Origin of the sequence: Nonomuraea jabiensis (assembly GCF_014204795.1) — a bacterium.
In the GTDB taxonomy this organism is placed as follows: Bacteria; Actinomycetota; Actinomycetes; order Streptosporangiales; family Streptosporangiaceae; genus Nonomuraea; species Nonomuraea jabiensis.
Window position 1 is genome coordinate 9014203 of the sequence record NZ_JACHMB010000001.1, and the last position, 21740, is coordinate 9035942.

At 70.3% G+C, this 21740-nt stretch carries 23 protein-coding genes and 1 pseudogene; 16 read left to right on the top strand and 8 right to left on the bottom strand.

Going from position 1 to position 21740, the window contains the following annotated elements; translation table 11 throughout:
- The first annotated feature begins 116 nt into the window (after positions 1-116).
- On the top strand, positions 117-1094 hold the full coding sequence (locus tag HD596_RS41015) for an Lrp/AsnC family transcriptional regulator (RefSeq protein ID WP_221519746.1): 978 nt from the start codon (positions 117-119) through the stop codon (positions 1092-1094).
- A gap of 573 nt (positions 1095-1667) precedes the next feature.
- Here the strand turns inward: HD596_RS41015 and HD596_RS41020 are convergent.
- Both HD596_RS41020 and HD596_RS41025 read right to left on the bottom strand, forming a co-directional pair.
- Positions 1668-2606 (bottom strand): cyclase family protein, encoded by a 939-nt coding sequence (locus HD596_RS41020; protein WP_185074822.1) that lies wholly within the window; start codon positions 2604-2606, stop codon positions 1668-1670.
- Between the two features lie 137 nt (positions 2607-2743).
- Positions 2744-3133, bottom strand: a complete 390-nt coding sequence (locus HD596_RS41025; protein ID WP_221519747.1) for a dihydrofolate reductase family protein — start codon at positions 3131-3133, stop codon at positions 2744-2746.
- On the opposite strand from HD596_RS41025, the gene HD596_RS41030 reads away from it, so the two are divergent.
- Entirely contained in the window at positions 3068-3631 is a 564-nt protein-coding gene (locus tag HD596_RS41030) for a LysR substrate-binding domain-containing protein (RefSeq protein WP_185074824.1), read from the top strand. The genes HD596_RS41025 and HD596_RS41030 overlap by 66 nt on opposite strands.
- A gap of 194 nt (positions 3632-3825) precedes the next feature.
- On the opposite strand, the gene HD596_RS41035 is transcribed toward HD596_RS41030, so the two are convergent.
- The 4 genes from HD596_RS41035 to HD596_RS41050 all read right to left on the bottom strand — a co-directional run bounded on the left by HD596_RS41035 (position 3826) and on the right by HD596_RS41050 (position 7979).
- Positions 3826-4653, bottom strand: a complete 828-nt coding sequence (locus HD596_RS41035; RefSeq protein WP_185074825.1) for a methyltransferase domain-containing protein — start codon at positions 4651-4653, stop codon at positions 3826-3828.
- Positions 4654-5277: 624 nt separating this feature from the next.
- Positions 5278-6036, bottom strand: a complete 759-nt coding sequence (locus tag HD596_RS41040) for an SDR family oxidoreductase (protein ID WP_185074826.1) — start codon at positions 6034-6036, stop codon at positions 5278-5280.
- Positions 6037-6065: 29 nt separating this feature from the next.
- Positions 6066-7010, bottom strand: coding sequence for an alpha/beta fold hydrolase (locus HD596_RS41045; protein ID WP_185074827.1), 945 nt, complete (start codon positions 7008-7010; stop codon positions 6066-6068).
- A 123-nt stretch (positions 7011-7133) separates the two neighbouring features.
- Positions 7134-7979, bottom strand: coding sequence for an oxidoreductase (locus HD596_RS41050; protein ID WP_313046301.1), 846 nt, complete (start codon positions 7977-7979; stop codon positions 7134-7136).
- Positions 7980-8209: 230 nt separating this feature from the next.
- Here HD596_RS41050 and HD596_RS41055 point away from each other — a divergent pair, with 230 nt between their 5' ends.
- The 3 genes from HD596_RS41055 (at position 8210) to HD596_RS60700 (ending at position 10761) form a co-directional block, all read left to right on the top strand.
- Entirely contained in the window at positions 8210-9121 is a 912-nt protein-coding gene (locus tag HD596_RS41055; RefSeq protein ID WP_185074828.1) for a helix-turn-helix transcriptional regulator, read from the top strand.
- Positions 9118-9966 (top strand): SDR family NAD(P)-dependent oxidoreductase, encoded by an 849-nt coding sequence (locus HD596_RS41060; RefSeq protein ID WP_185074829.1) that lies wholly within the window; start codon positions 9118-9120, stop codon positions 9964-9966. The genes HD596_RS41055 and HD596_RS41060 overlap by 4 nt, the downstream gene beginning before the upstream one ends.
- Positions 9967-10572: 606 nt before the next feature.
- Positions 10573-10761, top strand: coding sequence for a hypothetical protein (locus tag HD596_RS60700; RefSeq protein ID WP_221519748.1), 189 nt, complete (start codon positions 10573-10575; stop codon positions 10759-10761).
- Between the two features lie 200 nt (positions 10762-10961).
- On the opposite strand, the gene HD596_RS41070 is transcribed toward HD596_RS60700, so the two are convergent.
- On the bottom strand, positions 10962-11525 hold the full coding sequence (locus HD596_RS41070; protein ID WP_185074830.1) for a DUF5605 domain-containing protein: 564 nt from the start codon (positions 11523-11525) through the stop codon (positions 10962-10964).
- Between the two features lie 6 nt (positions 11526-11531).
- On the opposite strand from HD596_RS41070, the gene HD596_RS41075 reads away from it, so the two are divergent.
- From HD596_RS41075 to HD596_RS41115, 9 genes and pseudogenes are all read left to right on the top strand, one after another.
- The gene (locus HD596_RS41075; protein WP_185074831.1) at positions 11532-12158 is read left to right on the top strand and encodes a family 78 glycoside hydrolase catalytic domain; all 627 of its coding nucleotides are present in this window, start codon (positions 11532-11534) and stop codon (positions 12156-12158) included.
- A gap of 26 nt (positions 12159-12184) precedes the next feature.
- Positions 12185-12322: pseudogene (locus HD596_RS65810) on the top strand (alpha-L-rhamnosidase C-terminal domain-containing protein); the annotation flags it as partial.
- A gap of 130 nt (positions 12323-12452) precedes the next feature.
- Positions 12453-12650, top strand: coding sequence for a hypothetical protein (locus HD596_RS41085; protein ID WP_185074832.1), 198 nt, complete (start codon positions 12453-12455; stop codon positions 12648-12650).
- Positions 12651-12743: 93 nt separating this feature from the next.
- Positions 12744-13124: a VOC family protein gene (locus HD596_RS41090; RefSeq protein WP_185074833.1), complete on the top strand. Its 381-nt coding sequence runs from the start codon at positions 12744-12746 to the stop codon at positions 13122-13124.
- A 62-nt stretch (positions 13125-13186) separates the two neighbouring features.
- A complete protein-coding gene (locus HD596_RS41095) occupies positions 13187-13933 on the top strand; it encodes an SDR family NAD(P)-dependent oxidoreductase (protein WP_185074834.1) in 747 nt (248 codons plus the stop codon).
- Between the two features lie 61 nt (positions 13934-13994).
- The gene (locus HD596_RS41100) at positions 13995-14678 is read left to right on the top strand and encodes a GntR family transcriptional regulator (protein ID WP_185074835.1); all 684 of its coding nucleotides are present in this window, start codon (positions 13995-13997) and stop codon (positions 14676-14678) included.
- A 78-nt stretch (positions 14679-14756) separates the two neighbouring features.
- Positions 14757-15911: an acyl-CoA dehydrogenase family protein gene (locus tag HD596_RS41105; RefSeq protein ID WP_185074836.1), complete on the top strand. Its 1155-nt coding sequence runs from the start codon at positions 14757-14759 to the stop codon at positions 15909-15911.
- Positions 15908-16939 (top strand): acyl-CoA dehydrogenase family protein, encoded by a 1032-nt coding sequence (locus HD596_RS41110; RefSeq protein ID WP_185074837.1) that lies wholly within the window; start codon positions 15908-15910, stop codon positions 16937-16939. Before HD596_RS41105 ends, HD596_RS41110 begins: the two co-directional genes overlap by 4 nt.
- On the top strand, positions 16936-18135 hold the full coding sequence (locus HD596_RS41115) for a CaiB/BaiF CoA transferase family protein (protein ID WP_185074838.1): 1200 nt from the start codon (positions 16936-16938) through the stop codon (positions 18133-18135). Before HD596_RS41110 ends, HD596_RS41115 begins: the two co-directional genes overlap by 4 nt.
- On the opposite strand, the gene HD596_RS41120 is transcribed toward HD596_RS41115, so the two are convergent.
- Positions 18127-18750 carry a TetR/AcrR family transcriptional regulator gene (locus HD596_RS41120; protein WP_185074839.1) on the bottom strand — a complete coding sequence of 208 codons (624 nt, stop codon included), beginning with the start codon at positions 18748-18750 and terminating at the stop codon, positions 18127-18129. The two genes, HD596_RS41115 and HD596_RS41120, sit on opposite strands and share 9 nt — an antisense overlap.
- Positions 18751-18933: 183 nt before the next feature.
- Here HD596_RS41120 and HD596_RS41125 point away from each other — a divergent pair, with 183 nt between their 5' ends.
- Together HD596_RS41125 and HD596_RS41130 are read left to right on the top strand one after the other, a co-directional pair.
- The gene (locus HD596_RS41125) at positions 18934-19737 is read left to right on the top strand and encodes an IclR family transcriptional regulator (protein ID WP_185074840.1); all 804 of its coding nucleotides are present in this window, start codon (positions 18934-18936) and stop codon (positions 19735-19737) included.
- Between the two features lie 30 nt (positions 19738-19767).
- Positions 19768-21720: a flavin-containing monooxygenase gene (locus tag HD596_RS41130; RefSeq protein WP_185074841.1), complete on the top strand. Its 1953-nt coding sequence runs from the start codon at positions 19768-19770 to the stop codon at positions 21718-21720.
- Positions 21721-21740: the final 20 nt, after the last annotated feature.

Sequence of the window (21740 nt, forward strand, 5' to 3'; positions counted from 1 at the left end):
GGCGGACCGGCGGGGGATCTGTGCGCGCGTCCCGCCGATCGGGCGTCAACGTGGTCAAGAGTGCCTGGCGTGCGCCACAGTCCGGAATCAGCCGCGGCTCTTTGCAAGGATCCGGCATGATGCGCACCATGGAGACGGATCGAGTCATGCTCGACAGCGTCGACCGGGACGTGCTGCAGGCTCTGCACATCAACGCCCGAGCTTCGTTCGCATGTATCGGCGAGGTGATCGGCGTCTCAGATCGGACAGTCGCGCGCCGCTACGCACGGCTGCGCGACAGCAAGGTGATCAACCTGGTCGGCGTCGTGGACTCCAGCCGTCTCGGCGGCGCCGAGTGGGTCGTGCGGATGCAGTGCACGCCGGGATCGGCCGTGCCGGTCGCCGAGGCCCTCGCCCGCCGTGACGACACCCGGTGGGTCGCGCTGCTGTCTGGTGGCACCGAGATCAGCGCCAGCCTCCGGGCGTGGTCCGCCGCCGAACGGGACGACTTGATCCTGCAGCGGCTGCACCGCACCGCACCGGTGGTGTCGGTGACCGCGCACAGTGTGCTGCACGTCTTCAGCGACGCCCGCCACGGCTTCGAAGAAGCAGGATCACTCACCGACGAGCAGATCAGCGCCTTGCGGCCGGCCTATACCGACGCCGGTGCCGCCCGCCTGGTCGACACTGACCGGTCCTTGCTGGCGGCGCTCGCCGTGGACGGCCGCGCGCCGTACCCCGTGCTGGCCGCCGCGACGGGCTGGTCGGAGTCGACCGTCGCCCGGCGGGTCCACGCTCTACGCGCGGCCGGTCTCCTACGTTTCGACCTCGACGTCAACGCCGCGGCGCTCGGCCACCACGCCGAGGTACGCGTGTGGGCCAGCGTGCCGCCCACCCACCTCGCCGAGACCGGCGCCGCCGTCGCCGACCACCGCGAGGCCGCGTTCTGCGCCGCGACCACTGGGCCGACGAATCTGCTGATCTCAGCCGTCTGCCGCGACAGCCGGGACCTCTACCGGTACCTCACCGAGTGCCTCGGAGGCCTGCCGCAGATTCACCAGATCCAAACCGCACCCGTGATCCGGGTCGTCAAACGTGCCGGCCGCCGCCCCTGAGGACGCCACTACTGGCGCGCAGCTTCGGACACAGCCGATGACGGCGCTCCGCTTCCGAATGTGTCCCCAGCCGCCAGGTGTTGACAAGAACCCTCTTGGCCGGCGTGACAGGTCGCAGAGGCTCTGGTCGGTGAAGCGATCGGTGGGCGATTCCACAGTTGGGCCAGCCCCGAGACGGTGCTGGTCGACGAGGTCGCGAACGGCTCGCCCTATCCCTGTGACAGGACGCCACCACCCGGCCCTTCGAGCCCGGCCGCGGCGAGCCCACACCCGACCATCTGGAGCGCTGGCTTGCGATACGCGATTGCGTGCCGTGGCAAGACGTCTCGAACGCCGGCGGTGGGGATGGCCCGATGGCCCCATCCCGTGACGGCGCGGTAGAAGACATCCGCGCTTTCGATGGCGCCATAGAATCCGCGCCGAAGGTCTACTCGCCGCCCTTCAACTGGCCCGAATCGATGCGGCGCCCGGTGCCTCCCGGGCTGGCAGCAGCACGTCCTCCGCACTCCTCAGCCGCCCCCGTTCCGCAGCTCGCCCGGTTCTTCACGGCCGCGCACCTCCTCGTCAACGCGGTCAGAAGGTGGCGATCGGGTTGACCGGACTTCCGGACGTGCCGGCGAAGCGGACCGGCGCGACTGCGAGCTGGAAGTCCCACTGGCCGAGCTCGGCGGCCGTCGCCGCGCACGCCTCCAGGTCGCAGTTGTCGAGCAGCCACAGCCCCATCGCGACCAGGCCCACGGTGTGAACCGGCATCGCCAGCTCCTCATACCCCGACGGCTGAACGTCCTGGGGGGTGTCAGCGCCGATCAGCGCGACCTGCCGTTCATGCAGCCACGGCAGGCAGGAGGCGTGCCAGCCGGCCTGCGTGAAACCGCCGGCCGCACCGGCCTCGTGCCGGACGCGGCCATAGCCGGTCCGCAGGAGTACCGCGTCGCCGGATCGTACCCGTACCCCCTGGCGACGCTCGGCCTCCTCCAGATCGTCGGGATACACCCCCTGCCCCGGTTCCAGCCACGGCACCTCGCGGACCTTCGCGATGTCCAGCAGGACGCCACGGGTGACGATTCCGTTCGCCGCCGCCGTGACGGCCCCCCACGCCGATCCCGTCGCGGCGTCGACCATCGAGTGCGACCGCCCGTTGTACATCGTGCCGTCCCAGAAGATGTGGGACGGCGAGTCGACGTGGGTGACGGTGTTGCCGTGGAACGTGAGGCCGAGCCGTTCGGACGAATAACCCCAGTGCCGGTCGTTGCGGAACCCGGGCAGCGGCATGCTCTCGGCACCCGGCAGGTCGGCGAAGCACGGGCACGTCGTCGTCGACCGCTCCATCTCCTCCGGCACGGTGACCTCCCACGCGCACGACACGCTCCTGCCGTGGCGCACGGCCCGCGCCGCTGCCAGCCGGACGTCGTCGGTGATGTGGTTCAGAGTGCCGAGCTCGTCGTCGTCGCCCCACCGTCCCCAGTTCGACAGCGTGTCGAAGTACCCGAGCACGTCGTCCTGTGTGGGCATCGGTCGCCCTTCCGTCATCCCAGCATCGACTCCTCCGGTCACGCGGTTCGAGTGCATGGTGATTCCTCTCATTGTGGCGTCCCGTTCGACAGACGCGGGCCCGAGTTGAGCGATGAAGGTGGCTGTAGAACTTCCGGCTATTTGGTGATCTTGTAGCGCAGCACTGCCAGGCCGTTGTCGAACGAGGTGGCCTCGATCAGCTTCAGGTCCTGGCGATCCTCGAAAACGCGCTTTCCCTTGCCGCGTGAGACCGGGCAGACCAGCAGGGTGACCTCGTCGACGAGTCCGGCCTCCAGCAGGGAGTTCATGAGCGTCAAGCTGCCCCACAGCCAGATGTCCTTGCCGCCCTGCTGCTTGAGCTCCCGGACGGTGGCGGCCGGGTCGACGCGGCCGGCGCCGAACTGGCCGCCCAGCTCGGGCTGCAGACCGGCCGGGTCCGCCTCGCGGCCTTCGGCTCGGCTTTGAGCGTCCTGGTCCCGCCCGCGGCGATGGCGCTGTCCCAGTCGTACCCGAACATCGAGCTGCACCTGACCGACGCCCATCCCACGGTGGCCCTGCGGCGGCTGCGCGACGGCTCGGCCGACCTGGCGATCGTGCACCGCTACGACGACGCCGTGCCGCAGGACGGCGTCCGCTACTCCTATCTCCTCGACGACCCGATGTACCTGCTCAGCCGGCACCCCGACCAGACGCTCGCCGACCACCGGGACTCGATGTGGATCGCGGGCTGCGAGAACTGCCGTGGTGAGCTGCTCCAGTTCTGCGAAGCCGCCGGGTTCAGGCCGCGCATGACCTACAGCAGCGACGACATCGTCGTCGAGCAGGCGTTCGTCGCCGCCGGGCTCGGGGTCACCACCATGCCCGGCCTGGCGCTGCGCTCCCACCACGCGGACGGGGTCGTCGCCAGCGAACTGACCGACTTCCGGCGCCGCATCTACCTCGCCACGTTCGGCGAACCACCGGACCCGCCGGCCACGACCGCTTTCATCACCGCCCTGCGCACCGCCATCGACGCCCTCGGCTGAGGGAGGCGCCCTCCCGGAGACGGGCAGTCGTTCGCCGAACTTCTCGATGGCGCGGTCGCCGCTGACCGGGGCCGCCATCCAGGCGGTCAGCCCGCAGGAGGGCTGTCTCGCCTCGGGCGTCAGCAGCACCCCCGTGACGCTGGGCTGCGCCGTGTTCACCGGCCTGTGGCTGACCGCGGCCCGGACGCCGCGGGCTATCCCGGGCGGCGTCCCCATGCCGAGATCAGCGGTGCGAGGGTGAGGTCGAGCTCGCCGGCATCGATGGCGGCCAGGTGCGCGTCGATCTCGGCGTCGTTGGCCAACCCGGCGGCGAGCAACTCGGCGCGGACCATGCGCACCGTCGCGCTCTCCAGCCGGTCGCAGGCTACCCCGCCGACCGGGAAGCAGCCGGCCGCCGTGACATCGGCCAGGCCGGCCGCACGCAACGCCCGCGGCAGCGTACGGCCGTAGCGCAGGTCGGCGCCGCGGCGGGTCATCAACTCCCGGACGGCGCGCCGCAGCCGGTTGGCGCGCTGCTGGGCCGGGCCAACCTCATCGAGGCAGGCCAGTGGCTGCAGCTCGGTATCGGCGTCCTCGACCAATAGCCAGCCACCGGGGCGCAGCGCCGCCACCATCGTCGCCAACGCCCGGGCACGGTCGGGCACGTGGACGAGCACGAGCCGGGCGTGTACCAGGTCGAATGTGCCTGGCTGCGGCGGCGGGTCCCCGACGATGTCGTGCCGGAGCACCTCGTACGCGCCGTGCGGGTCCAACCAGGCCGGATTGATGTCCGTGGCCAGCACGTAACCGGTTGGTCCGACGGCTGTGGCGAGTGCCTCGGGAATGCTGGGGCCCCCGGCACCGACTTCCCAGCAGCGCCAGCCCGCCTTCACTCCGAGCCGGTCGAAGTGTCCCCGGGTGACACCGTCGAACAGCTCGGCCAGCCAGGTGAACCGCTCGCCCGCCTCCACCCGGGCGTTGTCGAGCAGGTAGCGGTGGTCCGGCTCGGACCCGGGGTCGGGGAGGGGTTGCGATGAACTCATGCCTCCATCCTCACGACCTTCCGCGTGTTGTGTCAGCGCGACGTGGAAGGAAACCAGACGGCCTCCGGGACTGGTGCGGATCGGACCAGATTGTGGCACCGCGCCACTACCGAACGAATGCGGTCGAAGTACGCCAAAAACGCGCCGCGTGGCGCAGCGTTGGCGTCGCCGGGCCGCCGGGTCGTGTTCGGCCGTGGTGCGGGCGGAGGTCTCCTCGTCGAGTTGGACGTAGCGGCCGAGGCTGGCCAGGCTCGCCGATGGTGGGGTATTCCAGCGAGCCGGTCCGGCCGTGGTTGTCGTAGGAGGTGCGGCTTTGAAAGGGGCCTGCTGAGCGCTGCCCGGTGACTGTGGTCTCCACCGAGATCGGCCGTGCGTGGTGCCGATGGGCCGCTCGTCCCGATTGGCTCCTGATGATGATCGGGTGCGCCCTGTATTCCATGGACCAGAAGCCCCCGCTCCAGCCTCCTCAGCGGCCGTCGAACACCCCGGGAAACTCGGAAGCGTGATTACAGAGGGCTACTTCAGGGCTCGTCGCGTGGACCCGAGTGAAGGGCCTTGGTCGGTGCTGCCGGTGGCCGACCGCCGGGAGGCGGCGTGGGGGTGTTCTCCGGGTGCTCGGGTGGTTTACCAGTCCTGGCGGGTGGGGTGGATGACGACGTCGTTGACGGTGACGTTGGCGGGCTGGTTGAGGGCGTAGACAACAGCGTCGGCCACGCGGTCGGGGTGGATGGCGCCCTCGTTGAGGTCCTGGGCGATCTGCTTGCCCTCGGTGTTGGAGACCTTGTCGGCCCAGCCGGTGTCGATGACGCCGGGGCTGATCATGGAGACCTGGATGCCGTGGGTGATGCCGATTTCCTGGCGGAGGCTGTCGGTGATGCCGCGGATGAAGAACTTGGTGGCGCTGTAGACGCCGCTGGCATCGCCGACGCGGATGCCGGCCACCGAGCTGAGGTTGAGGATGTGGCCGGACCGGCGGGCGATCATGCCGGGCAGGACGGCGCTGATGGCGTGCAGGTAGCCGCGGAGGTTGGTGTCGATCATCTTGTCCCAGTCGTCGACGGCACGGTCGGACCACTTGGAGAAGAGCATCAGGCCGGCGTTGTTGACCAGGTGGTCGACGGGGCCGTACGCGCTGGCGGCGAAGTCCATCAGGCCCTCGACGTCGTCCAGGCGGGTGACGTCGGTGACGCGGGCGGTCGCGGTGCCGTCGGCGTCGCGGATCTGCGTTACCAGGCTGTTGAGCCTGTCGGCGTTGCGTGCGGCGAGGACGACATGGGCGCCGCGCGCGGCCAGGGCCCGGGCGGTGGCCGCGCCGATGCCGGAGGAGGCGCCGGTGATGACGCTGACGCGGCCCTGCAGGTGGTTGTCGTGGATGTCTGCCATGGGTGGCTCTCTCCTTGCGTAAGCGGTGTTCAGGTGGTGCGTGCGCGGGTGTCGAAGTCGAGGAACATGCGCACGAAGCCCTCCGGGTTCTCCTCGGGCACCCAGTGGCCGGCCTTCTCCACGAGGTGGCCGGTGACGTTGTCGGCGATCTCCTCGCACATGCCCTGGTAGTGGGCGGCCAGCGCCTGGGTGGCGCCGCCGGAGGCGAGCACGGGGACAGTCAGCTTGCCGCCGGAGGCAATGGCGTCGCGGTGGATCCGCGCGTCGTGGTCGAGTTCCCGGTAGATCTCGCACAGGGCGCGCATCGCGCCAGGTGCCTCGAAGGCGCGCGCGTAGACGTCCACATCGGCGTCTGTGATCGCGTCGGGCTGGTAGGTCAGGTCGTCGAAGAACCGTGTGATGTACCAGCGTTCCCGGCCGCACGTGAGGTGGACGGCGATGTCGGGGTGGGCGTGGAAGTCGAAGTGCCAGGCACTCTTGGCGACCTTGCGCTGCTCGTAGTAGTCCGTGCCGGGCAGCGGCGCCTCCATGGTGGTGAGACTGACGACGTCGTCGCGGTAACGCAGGGCATAACCGAACCCCAGCATCGAGCCGAGGTCGTGGCCGACCACGGAGACAGGCTTGTGGACGCCGAGGTGGTCGTGGACGAGGGTGTGCAGGTCCGCGGCCATCGTCCACTTGTCGTAGCCGTCGCGAGGTTTGGTGGACGCGCCCGCGCCGCGGTAGTCAGGGGCGATGACGCGGTAGCCGGCCTGCGCGAGCGGGGCGAGGACCTTGCGCCAGGCATGCCGGGTCTGCGGGGCGCCGTGGATGAGCACCACGGTCTTCGATCGCTCCCCCTCGGGCCGAGGCGAGGGCTCGGCGAGGGTGTAGCCGATACGGACACCGGCGTCCTGGTCGATCCAGGCACGTCCGTGGCTGATCTGGACACTGCCGTGGTCGGTACCGGTGGCCGCGGCGGGGTGCGCGTTCATCTGGAGGCCCTTTCGTCGTACGGCTGCGGGGTTGCCCGCGGCTGGGGCGGTGTGCGTGCTCATCTGATCGGCTCGGCTTTCGTGCGGGTGAAGGCCGGCCGGCACGGCGCGCCCGACGTGAGGTCAGGCGGCGGGGCCATCGAAGTCGGCCGACTTCGTCAGCGCCTCGTTCGCGCGGATCTCCGCGAGCATCGACTCCAGCTGCTCGATCGCCATGCTGTACGCCGGGCCGCCCAGCAGCAGGCGCTGGGGGTGGGGGTCGGCGGCGAGGGCGGTGATGATCGCCCGGGCGGCGGCGTGGGGGTCGCCGGGCTCCTTGCCGGTGTCCGCGCGGAACGCGGCACGCTGCGCGCCGGCCGTGCCGGCGTAGTCGGCGATCTCCCGCTCGGGCAGCGTCTCATGGGCGGAACGCCCGGCCCAGTCGGTACGGAAGGGGCCGGGCTCGACGAGCAGCGTGGTGATACCCAGCGGGGCGACCTCCTGGCGCAAGGCGTCGGTCAGGCCCTCGACGGCGAACTTGGTGGCCGCGTAGTAGCCGACGGCCGGGAAGGCACGCAGTCCTCCGATGGAGGAGAAGTTCACGATCGTTCCCGAGCGGCGCACGCGCATGCCCGGCAGCACGGCGCGGATCACGTCGGACAGGCCGAAGACGTTGATGTCGAAGATCCGGCGTATCTCCTCGTCGGTGCTCTCCTCGATGGCGGCGAAGTAGCCGATGCCGGCATTGTTGACCAGAACGTCGATGCCGCCGAACCGCTCCTGGGCCGCGGTGACGGCGGCGCGGACCTGTCCGGGGTCGGTGACGTCCAGCGGCAGGGCCAGGGCCCGGCCGGGCGCCGCCTCGGCAAGGTCCTTGATCTGCTCGACGTCGCGGGCAGTGATCACTGCCTGGTCTCCGTGGGCCAGGACGGCCTGAGCGAGGGCGCGGCCGAAGCCGGTGGAGCAGCCAGTGATGAGCCAGGTCTTCACGATGCGAAGTTCCTTTCGCGCGGCGGCGCGCGAGGCGTCGCCAGGTCGGTCGGTACGGGTGCGGTCCGGGCGCCGCGGGGCGATCGGATGCCGCTCTTCCACGACATCACCGGCCAGGGGTGGGTCAGGGACCGGTGGCGGGGGAGGATTGTCCTGGTCAACGGCTTCCTAGGACGCGGCGACCCAGGCTCGTGGCGTTCCGCGGCACGGTCGGCGGGGAGCATGGGGGTATGGCACGAAATGTGGACCTGAGCGAGTTTCTGCGCCGCTGCCGTGCCCGGATCAGCCCGGAATCGGCGGGCCTGCCCGAGCGCGGCGCCCACCGGCGGGTGCCGGGCCTGCGGCGCGAGGAGGTCGCCCAACTGGCCGGGGTGAGCACCGACTACTACACGCGGCTGGAGCAGGGGCGCCAGATCAGCCCCACGCCCGGGGTGCTGGAGGCGATCGCGGGCGCGCTGGGCATGGACGACGCCGAACGGGCCCACCTGTTCGACCTCGTTCGGCCCCAGCCCGCCGCCCGCCGGAGCCCGCCGCGGGTGCAGAAGGTCCGCTCCGGGCTGCATCGGTTCCTGGACTCCTTCACCGACCAGGCCGCCTTCGTCCTGGGGCGGCGCGGCGACGTCCTGGCCGCCAATCGCCTGGCCAGGGCACTGCTGGCCGACTTCGACGCCATGCCCTACCGAGAGCGGAACCTCACCCGGTGGATCATCCTGGATCCGGCCGCCCGCGACCTGTACGTCGACTGGGAGAAGATCGCCTCGGAGATGACCGCGATCCTCCGCCTGGATGCCGGCCGCCACCCCGACGACACTCGCTCCGCCGAGCTGGTGGGTGAGCTGTCGATGAAGAGCGAGCACTTCCGCCGTTGGTGGGCCGACCACAAGGTCTTGGACCGCAGCTTCGGCACCAAACGGTTCCGCCACCCCGTCGTCGGGCCGCTGAGCATCGACTACCAGGCATTCACCATGCCCGGCACCGACGACCAGACCCTCTTCGTCTACCTGCCGGCCGACGACCAGTCCTGTCAGGACGCCTGGCGCCTTCTGGCCAGCTGGGCCGCAGATCCCCTTCCCCGGCCCGCAGCCGATCAGGCCGCTGCCGGCCCGGTCGATTCCGCACACGACCCCAGGAGCACCTCATGAGCACCAACCACCGCAATTCCGGCCGCCCTCTCGCCCTGGTGACCGGCGCGTCCGCGGGTATCGGCTACCAGCTGGCCCTGCTGTTCGCCCGCAACGGCTACGACCTGGTCGCCACCGGCCGCAGCGACAGCATCGACCGCGCCGCCGCCGACTTCGAACAGCACGGCGCCCACGTCGTTCCCGTACGGGCCGACCTGTCCAAACGCGACGGCGTCCAAGTGGTGTGGCAGACCGTCGAAGACACCGGCCGACCGCTGAAAGCAGCTGTGCTCAACGCCGGGCGCAGCATCGGCGGCGCGTTCCTCGACACCGACCTGGACGACGAACTCGACCTGCTCGCCCTCAACGTCACCTCCGTCGTCGCGCTCGCCAAACCGGTCGCGCGGCACATGGCCGACCACGGCAACGGCAAAATCCTCATCACCTCGTCCCTCTCGGCGACGCTGCCCACCCCGTACGAGACCGTCTACGGACCCTCCCGCGCGTTCACGTACATGTTCGCGGAGGCACTGCGCCAAGAGATGAAGGACCGCGCGCCCGGCGTCACCGTCACCGCGCTGCTGCCCGGTGCCACCGACAGCGACTTTCACGCCCGCGCCGGAATGGGCAACACCGCCTTCGGCCCCGGCGCCAAGAAGAACAGCCGCATCCAGGTCGCCGCCCAGGGCTACCGCGCCCTCATGGCCGGCAAAGACCACGTCATCGGCGGAGACCTGCGCACGAGACTCACCGCCCTGACCAACCGCCTGCTTCCCGAACCGTTCAAAGCCGCCCGCCACGCCCGCAAGGCGCAGCCCCGCAACACAGCGCCCCGGCAACGCGACACCGCCACGGCCTCCCGCTGACCGGCAGCGGCCCGGGCTCTCCCCGACCTCAAGGATCCGGTTCACGTTCCGGTACGCGATCGAGACGGCCTTCTACGGGGTGCGCTGCTGGATCGAACCAGAATGCCCATCGCCGACCTCGATGAGGTCACGCCGCATTACCGGGACAACGGCACAGGCGAGCCGGCCCTGCTGCTCGTGCACGGGTGGGGCGGCGACCTGCGGGTGTGGGAACCGCTCGGATTTCACGATCACCACACCATCGCCCAGTCCTCAGCCCCGCAGGACGGCTACCGGCGCATGAGTTCATGGCTTTGTGCGGGTTGCTCGGCGCCGAGCCGTACATCAGCGGCAACGTCGGATCGGGCACGGTCAAGGAGATGAGCAACTGGGTGGAGTACCTCACCCGTGAGGGCGACTCCCCGATGATCCAGGCCACGCGGATCGACGAGCTCATCACCCGCCACTCCAACGTCGTCGACCTGCCCTCAGGCATCCCGACACGGGCGGTCGACTCAGCACAGCTCCAGACCGTTTCGGTGTCGGCCAGCCGTAAGGACGGCCGAATGCTGGTGTCACTGTCCAACCTGGACGCGACCCAGGCGACCGACGTCGAACTGGACCTGCGTGGCGGCTCACCTGGCCGAGGTCCGCTCCCGGATCCTCACCGCCGACAAGCTCCAAGACCACAACACCCCCGACGCACCCGGCACCGTCGCCCCCCGCATCCGCGAGCAGGTCACGCTAATTCCCGCCGACATGGGCGTACACCTGCCCGCCCACTCCTTCGTCACGGTGGAGGGATGCCTGGCATGACCTCACGCCGGCTCACCACCGTCGCGCTTCACCAGGTGCCGGCGTTCTCAACACCTGCCTGGCCGCCGCCTGCGGTGAGCCGCGTGCTCGAGCGTTACCAGCACGGCGGTCGCCTTTCGGGCCGGTGCCGAAGTCGGAGGACGCGCCTGGTGGCCGACGATCGCGACGCGGCTTTCGTCGATCCGGCGTGCTTCCGGCCATCATGCCGCCGCAGTGAGTCGTACGGCGATGTACGCCCGCCCCGGCAGATCGACTCGTCCGCTCTCGAACGTCCCCGGCAATTCGTCGATCGTCATGTGCCAGGTGTCGATGATCTCGACGCGGTAGCGGCCGGGCGGCGGGGTCAGCGTGCAGAACAGCGGCTGGCTGAGTCCGAAGTAGATCAGGTGGTACTGCCCGGCGACACCGGCGGCGGGAGCGTCAGTGTCCGCGGGTGCCCCTACGGGCTCGAGAATGCCACCTGGCGCCTCTGCGGTGATCCGGCGCAGAAAGTCGATGCGTGAGGGGGACTGACCGGTCAGCTCGCCGCCCTTGGCCCACCAGAGTTGCTCGTCCGCGCGGTAGTAGGTCTCGCCGTGCCCGACGTACCCGCCGCGAACGGCGCCCTCCCAGAACCGGCGGACCAGTTCGGTGGCCGGAACGTTGCCCCAGGAAGGTTCGATGTCGCCCTCGTAGCCGCACTCGTCGACGATCACGGGCTTGCCCCACTGCTGCCGCCACTGGTCCACGTACTCGGCGGTCCGATAGCGATCCAGGCGCTGCATGCTGACATGCGTCACCCACTCGCGCCCGGCTGGACCTCCTACCGGCACCGGCTCCAGGTCAGCACCTATGACGTCACCCCGCTGATCCGCTCGGGCGCCAACGCCTTGGGCGCGATCGTCGGCGAGGGCTGGGCCGCCGGGCGCCTCGGCTACGAGGGCAAGAGGCACCACTACACGCGGCGGCCCGCCCTGTACATGCGGCTGGAACTCACCTACGGCGAGCAGACGATGATCGTCGCCACCGACGGGCAGTGGATGGCCGGCACCGGGGCCGTGCTGACCACGAGCCTGTACGACGGCGAGGCCTACGACGCGCGGCGTGAACCGGACGGCTGGAACCTGCCGGGGTTCACCGGCGCCTGGTCGCCAGTGGAGCTCTTCGACTGGGATCTCGGCACGCTGGTGCCCACGGTCGCCACTCCGATCCGCCGGATCGAAGAGCTGGCCCCGGTGGAGACGTTCGTCAGGGACGGCAAGACGATCGTCGACTTCGGGCAGAACATCTCCGGCTGGGTACGACTCGCCGTCACCGGCGAGGCCGGGCAGAGCGTGACGATCCGCCACGCGGAGATCCTGCGAGACGGCGCGCTCGACACCGCTGCGACTGGCTGCACAAGACCGTCGGCGGCTTGACCCCGCTCGAACCCGGTTACCGGCGCATGCGCATCGCCCCCAAGCCCGCCCCCGACCCCCGCTGGGGCCTCACGCACGCCACCCTGACCTGCACGACCGTCCACGGGGAGGTCCGCATCGGCTGGCGCGTCGCCGACCGGTTCACCCTCGACGTGACCGTTCCCGACGGCACCCACGCCCTGGTCGAACTGCCCGACGGCCAGACCGCCGAGATCACCGGCGGCAGCCACTCCTTCGACTGCGAACTGCCCGGCGAGGACGGCCCCCGCGAGCCGTACACGATGGGACACCCCGTTGCAGACGCTCGCCGGCGACCTGGCGGTGTGGCGGGCGCTGACGGAGGTGTTCGCCAAGCACTTCCCCGGCATCCCCCTCGACGGCACCTCACCCGAGGCGGCCGAATATTCCCTCAACCAGATCGTCGGTTTCGTTCCCGGTGCGTCCGAGGAACTGAAGAACGACCTGAAATCCGCGCTGGAAGGTTCGCGGTGATGTTCCCAACCAGTGGAACACCCGCGTCCGCTGCCCCCCACCGGCCGGTGTACTGGCCTTCGCGCCCGGACTCACCGCTTGTCAGGAGGAAACATGGCCCACGGCCGGCGCTTCGCGTTCACCAAACTCCTCGTCGGCGACCTCGAAGCCGAGGTGGCCTTCTACTCGGCGGTCCTGGGCCTGGTCATCAAGCACCGGGTCTCTGCCGGGGAAGGTGCGGAGGTGATCCTGTGCGCCACGGGCCACGAGGAGCCTTCCCTCGTCCTGCTCCACCGCCCGCACCAGGCACGCCCCGAGCCCGGTGAGGCCGTGCTCGGCTTCGTCGTCGAGGACGTCGAGCATGCGGTGCGGGCGGCGGAAGGCGCCGGGGGAGTCGTGCGGGTCGCGCCCAAGGCCGTACCGCAGGCCGGCGTGACCGTCGCGCAGGTGGAAGACCCCGACGGACACCTGGTGGAACTGCTCCAGCACCAATGACCGGCCGGTGCGGCGACGAACATGGCCGAGCGTCCAAGCACGCAGAGGAAAGGAAAGACACGATGTTCGATCTTTCGGGCCGTACCGCGTTGGTGACCGGAGCCGGTCAGAACGCGGGTGCGGGCATCGCTCGCGCGCTGGCCGCGCAGGGCGCCGCCGTGGCAGTCAACGATCTGGTGCCCGAGCGTGCCGAAGCGGTGAGCAAAGAGATCACCTCCGCCGGGGGACGCGCTGTGCCGGTCGTCTTCGATGTCACCGACCTGGAGGCGGTGCGGGAGGGCGTCGGGCAGGCCCGCACGGAGTTCGGGCGTCATCTCGACATCCTGGTTCACAATGCGGGCATCCCCGCCGACTTCGGGCAGGGACCGTTCCGCACGCTCGCGCCGGACCGGTGGCGGGCGCCGGTGGAGATCAACCTGTTCGGAGCCATGAACTGCGTGTCGGCGGTCGCCGGCGACATGTGCGAGGCGGGCTGGGGGCGGATCGTCCAGATCTCCTCCGGCGCCGCGCGCACCGGCTCGGCGGCGGGCATCTCGCTGTACGGGGCCGCCAAGAGCGGGGTGGAGGGCTTCATCCGGCATCTGTCCCAGGAGTTCGCCCCGTTCGGCGTGACCGCCAACTCTCTCGCGCTCGGGCTGCAGAGCAACGTCGCCGGAGACAGTACGGAGGAGTTCGCGCGGCGGATCCCGACCCGCAGGCTCGGCACTCCGGAAGACGTCGGGGCGGCCGTCGTCTATCTCGCCTCGCCGGAGGCCTCCTGGATGACCGGCCAGACCCTCAACCTCAACGGCGGCAGCGTCACGAGCTGAACACCGGAGCGTGTGCGGGGTGGCTCAACCCCTACGGTGGAGGGGGATCGTGAGGAGTGCCATGCCGTCCAGGAAGACTTCGCCCACCGCCGCGCCTGCCGCCGGTCAGGTGGTGGCGCGGGTGGTCGACGAGATCACGCAGATGATCGTGTCGGGGGAGTTGCTGCCCGGCCAGCAGATCCGGCAGGAGCACATGGCGGCCGCCCTGGGCGTCAGCCGGCTGCCGGTGCGCGAGGCACTGCGCCAGCTCGCCGCGGACGGCCTGGTGGTCCACGAGCAACACGTCGGCTTCGCCGTGACCCGGCTGAGCCGCTCGGAGTTCGACCAGGTGTATCTCATGCGCCGGCTGCTGGAAACGGAGGTGATCCGCAGCCTGCCCCGGCCCGGCGCTGACGAGCTCGACCGGATCGCGGCCCTGGCCGAGGAGGTCGAGCGGGCCGCCGCCGAGATGGACCTGCCGCGCATGCGCACCCTCAACAGCCGGTTCCACTTCGCGATCTTCGCTTTGAGCGATCTGAATCTCGTCGTGGGCGAGATCAGGCGCATCTGGACGTGGGCGCTGCCCTATCACGCGGTCTACCTCCATGACGAGGCGGGACGGGAAAGGATCCTGGCCGAGCATCGCGCGATGGTCGCCGCCCTCGGCGCCGGAGACGTGGAGCGGCTGGTGGAGCTGATGGACACCCATCGCGCGGGATCGGCGGACCAGTTGAGCCTGATGCTGGCCCCAGGCGCGGCACGCTGACTGTCCGCTCAACGGAACATTGTCCCTTTTGGCTGGCTCTGACCTCATAGCGTGAACCGGACTGAAGGAGGAGCCCGGTTGACGACGACCATTCATCTTCCCCCACACCGCCTCAGCGCGGCCTCGCAACGGCTTCGCGACGACGTCCGGAGCTTTCTGGACGGCGAGCTGGAGGCAGGCACCTTCGTCCCGCGCTGCGACGCGTGGATGTCGGTGGCCGATCCGGCCTTCAGCCGCCGGCTGGGCGCGCGCGGCTGGATCGGCATGACGCTGCCGAGCGCCTACGGCGGCCATGACCGGTCAGCCCTGGAGCGGTTCGTGGTGACCGAGGAGTTGCTGGCCGCGGGCGCGCCCGTCGCCGCGCACTGGATCGCCGACCGCCAGATGGCGCCGTCGATCCTGCGGCACGGCAGCCAGGCGCAGCGGGAGCGCTACCTGCCGGCGATCGCGCGCGGTGAGTGCTCCTTCGCCATCGGGATGAGCGAACCCGACGCCGGCTCCGACCTGGCTTCCGTACGCACCCGCGCCCGGCAGGTCGAGGGCGGGTGGGAGATCACCGGCACGAAGGTGTGGACGACCGGGGCGCACTTCGCCCACGCGATCGTCGTCCTGGCCCGCACGGACGGCTCGCCGGCGGACCGGCACTCGGGGCTGTCCCAGTTCATCGTGGACCTGCCCGCACCAGGCGTCGAGATCCGCCCGATCCGCACCATCGACGGGGAGCACCACTTCAACGAGGTGATCTTCGACGCGGCCGTCGTCGCCGAGGACAGCCTGCTGGGCGAGCGCGGCGCGGGGTGGCGGCAGGTCACCGCCGAGCTGGCGCACGAACGGTCCGGGCCCGAGCGCTACATGAGCACGGTGCCGCTCCTGCGAGCGTGGGCGGAACAGCTGCGCGGGCAGGACGGCGGTGCGGCGGCGGAGCGAGAGCTGGGCAGGCTCACGGCACGCGCCTGGACCCTGCGCCAGATGTCGTTGTCCGTGGCGGCGGCCCTGGCCGAGGGGCGGCCGCCCGAGATCGCCGCCGCGCTGGTGAAGGATCTCGGATCCCGCTTCGAAGGAGACGTGGTGGAGACCGTACGGAGGCTGGCGGGCATCGAACCCCGCAAGAACGGGCCGGGCCTGGAAGGACTGCTCGCCGAGGCCATCCTGCACTCCCCGGCGTTCACCCTGCGTGGCGGAAGCAACGAGATCCTCCGCTCGGTCGTGGCGCGCGGGCTGGGGGTCCGATGAACGACGATCTGCGCGCGGAGATCCGCGCCGCGGTGACCGCCATCCTGGACCGGCAGGGCGAGGACCGTACCGGCGGCCAGAGGGCGTGGAAGGAACTGTGCGAGGGAGGATTCCACCTCGTCGGCGTTCCCGAGGCGGTCGGCGGCAGCGGGGGCAGCCTCAGCGAGCTGGCGGTGGTGGTGGATGTCGCGGCCTTTCACGCCGTCCCTGTGCCGGTGGCAGAGACCGCTTTCCTCGCTGGTTGGCTGCTGGCCCGCGCAGGGCTGTCCGTACCCGAGGGCCTGGCCGTCGCCTCGCTCGACGAGGCTCGCGGGCACTGGCAGGACGGTGTCCTGCGGCTGTCAGGACGCCTTCGCGTGCCGTGGGCCCGGCACGCCGGCCATGTCGTCACGATGGTCCGGTGCGGAGAGGAGAACGTGGTCGCCCTCATCCCCGGCGATGCCGGGGCGGAGCTGGTGACGGCGGAGAACCTGGCCGGCGAGCCACGCGACGTGCTGGTCCTGGAAGGAGTGGCGGCAGCCGCGTCCGCCGCCGCGCCGCCCGGCCTGGACACCGACGCGCTGCTGATGCGGGGCGCTCTGGCCAGGTCCGTCCAGCTCGCGGCGGCGGCCCGCGCGGTGCTGGTCTCTGCCCGCCACTACGTCACCGAACGCGAGCAGTTCGGCCGCCCGCTCGCCCGCTTCCAGGCGGTGCAGCAGCACCTGGCGGCGCTGGCCGCCGAGATCACCGCGATGCAGGTGAGCGCGGAAGCGGCCGTGGCCGCGGTCGAGCACGAGGACGCGGACGCCGAGGTGGCCATCGCCGCGGCGAAGGCGACCACCTCGGCCGGCGCGCAGCAGGTCGCAGCGATCGGCCATCAGCTGCACGGCGCGCTCGGCTACTCCAGCGAACACCACCTCGGGGCCGTGACCACGCGGCTGTGGGCCTGGCGCGACGAGTTCGGCAACGAGAGCCACTGGCACGACCACCTGGCCGCCGCCCTCCAGGACCGCGCCTGGTGGCCGCTGCTGACAGGGGGCGCCAGGTGAGCGGCGCGGTCCGCGGAGTACGGGTGCTCGACCTCAGCCGGGTCCTGGCCGGGCCGTTGTGCGCGCAGATGCTGGCCGACCACGGCGCCGAGGTGATCAAAGTGGAGGCGCCGGCGGGTGACGAGACCCGCCGGTGGGGCCCGCCGTTCATCGACGAGGCCGAGACGACCAGCGCCTACTACCAGGGCCTCAACCGCAACAAGGCCAACGTCGTGCTCGATCTGCGCACGCGGCCGGGCCGTGAAGTGCTGCACGATCTCATCGCCCGGGCGGACGTGGTCGTGGAGAACTTCAAGGCGGGCACGATGGAGGGCTGGGGGCTGGGGTACGAGTCCCGGCTCGCGCGGGCATTCCCCCGGCTGGTCTACTGCCGCATCACCGGTTACGGCGTCGACGGCCCTCTCGGAGGTCTGCCCGGCTACGACGCCGTGCTCCAGGCCTACGGCGGGCTGATGAGCCTGAACGGCGAGCGCGACGGCGACCCGCTACGCGTCGGGGTGCCCATCGTGGACCTCACCGCGGCGCACCAGGCGTTCGCGGGTGTGCTGCTGGCCTTGCTGGAGCGCGCCGGCAGCGGGCGGGGCCAACTCGTGGACGTGACGCTGTTCGACGCGGTCCTGTCGATCCTGCATCCGCATTCCGCCACCTACCTGCAGTCCGGCGAGGTGCCCGAGCGGACCGGGGCCGCGCACCCGACCGTGGCGCCCTACCAGGTGTTCCGCACCAAGGGGCAGGGCCGCCTGTTCGTCGCCGCCGCCAGCGACGCCCAGTTCGCCGCGCTCACCGAGGTGCTCGGCCGCCCGCGCCTGGCCGGCGATCCGCGCTTCCGGCGCAACAAGGACCGGGTGAGCCGTCGGGCGGCGCTGCTGGCGGAACTGGAGCCGCTCTTCCTGCGCCGCGATGCCGGTGATCTCGCCGACGAGCTGGCGGCACGCGGTGTACCGGCGAGCCCGGTGCACGACATCGACGGCGCGCTGTCCGCGCCGCACACCCGGCACCGCGCCATGGTCGTCCAGGACGGGACGTACCGCGGTGTCGGGGTGCCGATCAAGCTGGGCCGGTCGGCGGCGGCGCCGCCGCGTGCCCCTGCGGCGGCAGGGGCCGACACCCGCCGCGTTCTGACCGAGCTGGGCTACAGCCCGGAGCGGATCTCGGCGCTCGGCCGTTCGGGGGCCTTCGGGACGCACTCACCCTGAGGGTGTCCGGACGTCGGCGACCGTGCGGACGCCGTCGAGCACCATGCGAAAAGCCTCCCGCAGCAGATCGGCGATCTCCTGGCCGGAGTCGGAGACGATCCACTGCATGAAGACATGCCGGGTGGCCTGCACCACGAGGTAGGCGGGCAGCGAGCGTTCCAGCGGACGCTCGCCCCACCCGAGGCGCTTGCCGAGGAATTCCGCCACGGCCTCGGACAGCTCCTCGTCGACCTCCATCCAGCGCAGCCGGTACTGCGGACTGGCGGCCATCACCGCCAGGAAGCGACGCTCGGAAGGGCCGATGGTCTCCTCTTCCAGCGCCGACATCCACACCCCGACCAGCACCTCGATGAGATCCCCGTCGCAGGGCGCCTCCCGCAGAGCCCTGATGACCAGTTGCGAGCTGTGGCGGAACAGCGGCCGGACGACGTCCTCCTTCACCGGGAAGTGACGGTAGAACGTGCGGGTGGCGATGCCCGCCGCCTCGGCGATGCGCTCGACCGTCGCCGAGGTGTCGCCGTCGGCGACGAAGATCTCGGCCGCCTTGTGAGCGATCGTCATGCGCAGTTCTTCGGTACGCCGCTCCGTCAAGCTCTGCCGGATGGGCTTCGTCATGGACAACACCTCACAGCCCCCAGTCTCCCAGAGGCCCGACACCATCCCGATCCGCCATTTCGTATGCGGAAAGTGGATCCAATCCGTTTACACCGCTGCAATGAAGTCGTAAGCTCACGACGTGTCAGTTTGTGCCATCTCGGCACAATGTGCAACCTTGCGATGGTGCCGGGGAGGCAAAGAATGACCACGGCACAGAGCCATGGCTCGCCCAACACCATGATCGACAGGGTGGCGTCCCTGCTGCAGGTCTTCGACGGCTACCCCCGCCGCACGCTGGCGCAGATCGCGCGGCAAGCCGATCTACCGCGTTCGTCGGCGCACCGGATCCTGCAACGGCTGGTGGAGCTCGGCTGGGTGGAACGGGAGGGCTACCAGTACCGCCTGGGCCTGCGCATGTTCGAGCTGGGCAGCAAGGTCGTCCAGCGCGAGCGGCTGCACCAGACGTGCCTTCCCTTCATGTACGCCCTGCACCGCTCCACCGGCTTGACGGTGCACCTGAGCGCGCTGATCTCAGGTGAGGTGCTGCACCTGGAGCGCATCGGCGACTGGCCGGACAGGGGAGAGACCTGGCGCCCCGGGGGCCGCCAGCCTGCTGTGCACTCGGCCGCGGGCCGCGCCATCCTCGCGCAACTCGCCGAAGCCGAGTGGCCGGACCTGACCTTCCCGCCTCCGGCCACCGCGTACGGCGTCCATACCCTCACCCAGCTGCGACGCGACCTGGGGCGTGTGCGCGACCGAGGCGGCGTCGCCCATGACGTCCAGGGTTGCACCGCGGGCATCACCGCGGTGGCGGCCTCCATCGGCCCGTCGGGCAGCGACCTGCGCGCGGCTCTGTCACTGTGCGGGCCTGCCGAGACGATGCCGGCACAGGAAGCGGGCGATGCGGTGCGCATCGCCGCCATGGACATCTGGTACGCCGCCTCAGGACTGGCCCGCCGCCCCGGACGGGCCGCGCGCGTCGCCGCGATCACGCGTGCCTGCTGAATCACCCCCCTACCAAGAGACCGGTGACCTATGACCTTGATATCCCCGGACGACCCCACCTACGTGCTGGCCCGCGTGACCGATGTCGATCGCGAGGCCCTCGACGCGGCCATCGACGTCGCCGAGCCGGGCGCCCTGCTGATGGCGCTGATCCACCACAGCGGGGACACCCGTCTCCTCGACGAGTTCAAGGCCAGGCTCGACCAGGAGCGCCGTCACGCGCAGGCGATCATGGGGGAGTACCCCGCGGCGGTCGCGGCCGAGGTGCGCGAGCGCGCCCGGCGCCTCCTCGACGGGCCGCTGGTCCCCCGGATCGCCGTACCCGACGACACGCTGTTCCGCCGGATGGCAGAGCTGTGCGTGGACGACGTCGTCGGCGACGAGTACGTCCCCCACCTGCGCGAGCAGGGCGGCTTCGAGCCCGCCCGACGGGTCGTTCCGACCACCCGCAAGCCGCCGGCCGACTTCACCGTCGCGATCATCGGCTGCGGCATGATCGGCCTGAACGCCGCGATCAAACTCGGCCAGGCCGGCTTCCGCTACCAGGTGTTCGAAGAACGCGACGACCTCGGCGGGACGTGGTCGCGCAACACCTATCCGGGCTCGGCCGTCGACACGCCGAGCCACTTCTACTCGTACTCGTTCGAGCTCAACCCCGGCTGGTCGAAGTACTACCCCACAGGACCGGAGTACCTCCGCTACCTGCACCACGTGGCCGGCAAGTACGACCTCTACCCGCACATCGCCTTCTCCACGAAGGTGCTCGGCTGCCGCTGGCAGGAGGACGACCAGATCTGGGAGGTCACCGTCCGCCACAAGGACGGCTCCGTGCGCACGCATCGGGCCAACGCCGTGGTCACCGCCACCGGCGTGCTCAACGCGGCTGCCATCCCCGACATCGACGGCATGGACACCTTCGAAGGCGAGACGATGCACACCGCCGAGTGGCGCCATGACGTGGACCTGAGCGGAAAGCGGGTGGTCGTCCTGGGCACCGGCTGCACGTCCGTCCAGGTGGTGGCCTCCATCGCCGAGCAGGTCGAGTCCTTGGACGTCGTGATGCGCCAGCCGCACTGGGTCATCCCTGAGGGTAAGGTCGCCGCCGACGTGCCCGCGGGCATGAGGTGGGCGCTGGAGCACATCCCCTACTTCCACCAGTGGTTCCGCGTCAAGACCTACTGGTGGGCCGCGGACAAGGGCTGGTCCATCCCGCGCATCGACGAGGAGTGGTACGCCACGCACGTCTCGTCGTCCCCGGCCAACGACATGGTGATGCAGGTCTGCCTGGATTACCTCGACCGGTCGTTCGCCGACCGTCCCGATCTGAAGGAGATGCTGACGCCGGACTTCCCGCCGTTCGCCAAGCGGATCGTCAAGGACCCCGGCTTCTTCGAAGCCGTCAAGCGCGACAACGTGTCGCTGCACCGCGGATCGTTGCGGCAGATCCGCCCGGACGGCGTGGTGACGACGGAGGGGGAGTTCATCTCCGCCGACGTCATCATCTGGGCCACCGGCTTCAGGCTCGAATACCTCGGCTTCCTCGACGTCGTCGGCCGCGGCGGCGTCAGACTGTCCGAGGAATGGGCCGAGGAGAACCCGAGGGCGTATCTGGGCATCACAGTGCCGGGCTTTCCCAACTTCTTCGTCACGGCAGGCCCGAACGCCGCACCCAATCACGGCGGCGGCCACAACGTCACCAGCGAGGAGCACGTCCACTACATCGTGGAGAGCCTGCAGTACCTCGTCGAGAACGGCCACACCGCGATGGAGCCGACGCGGGAGGCGACCGAGGACTACAACCGGCGCGTCGATGAGGAACTGGACAAGACCGTCTGGAAACACGGCGGTACGGCGAGCGGGTACTACCGCAACAAGGCCGGACGTGCCTGGGTGGCCTGCCCGTGGCGGCTGGTCGACTACTGGGCCATGCTGCGCGCGCCGGAGCCACGCGACTACGTGTTCACCTCATCACCCGAAAGCTGATCGTCACGCTCAGGGGGTGC

Bases quoted from the DNA above. Each gene is read 5' to 3' on its own strand.
- HD596_RS41100 (WP_185074835.1), top strand. From the start codon at position 13,995: ATGCCGTCCAGGAAGACTTCGCCCACCGCCGCGCCTGCCGCCGGTCAG.
- HD596_RS41090 (WP_185074833.1), top strand. From the start codon at position 12,744: ATGGCCCACGGCCGGCGCTTCGCGTTCACCAAACTCCTCGTCGGCGAC.
- HD596_RS41060 (WP_185074829.1), top strand. From the start codon at position 9,118: ATGAGCACCAACCACCGCAATTCCGGCCGCCCTCTCGCCCTGGTGACC.
- HD596_RS41130 (WP_185074841.1), top strand. From the start codon at position 19,768: ATGACCTTGATATCCCCGGACGACCCCACCTACGTGCTGGCCCGCGTG.
- HD596_RS41015 (WP_221519746.1), top strand. From the start codon at position 117: ATGATGCGCACCATGGAGACGGATCGAGTCATGCTCGACAGCGTCGAC.
- HD596_RS41055 (WP_185074828.1), top strand. From the start codon at position 8,210: ATGGCACGAAATGTGGACCTGAGCGAGTTTCTGCGCCGCTGCCGTGCC.
- HD596_RS41075 (WP_185074831.1), top strand. From the start codon at position 11,532: ATGCGTCACCCACTCGCGCCCGGCTGGACCTCCTACCGGCACCGGCTC.
- HD596_RS41040 (WP_185074826.1), bottom strand. From the start codon at position 6,036: ATGGCAGACATCCACGACAACCACCTGCAGGGCCGCGTCAGCGTCATC.
- HD596_RS41120 (WP_185074839.1), bottom strand. From the start codon at position 18,750: ATGACGAAGCCCATCCGGCAGAGCTTGACGGAGCGGCGTACCGAAGAA.
- HD596_RS41070 (WP_185074830.1), bottom strand. From the start codon at position 11,525: ATGCAGCGCCTGGATCGCTATCGGACCGCCGAGTACGTGGACCAGTGG.
- HD596_RS41110 (WP_185074837.1), top strand. From the start codon at position 15,908: ATGAACGACGATCTGCGCGCGGAGATCCGCGCCGCGGTGACCGCCATC.
- HD596_RS41045 (WP_185074827.1), bottom strand. From the start codon at position 7,010: ATGAACGCGCACCCCGCCGCGGCCACCGGTACCGACCACGGCAGTGTC.
- HD596_RS41125 (WP_185074840.1), top strand. From the start codon at position 18,934: ATGACCACGGCACAGAGCCATGGCTCGCCCAACACCATGATCGACAGG.
- HD596_RS41095 (WP_185074834.1), top strand. From the start codon at position 13,187: ATGTTCGATCTTTCGGGCCGTACCGCGTTGGTGACCGGAGCCGGTCAG.
- HD596_RS41035 (WP_185074825.1), bottom strand. From the start codon at position 4,653: ATGAGTTCATCGCAACCCCTCCCCGACCCCGGGTCCGAGCCGGACCAC.
- HD596_RS41020 (WP_185074822.1), bottom strand. From the start codon at position 2,606: ATGCCCACACAGGACGACGTGCTCGGGTACTTCGACACGCTGTCGAAC.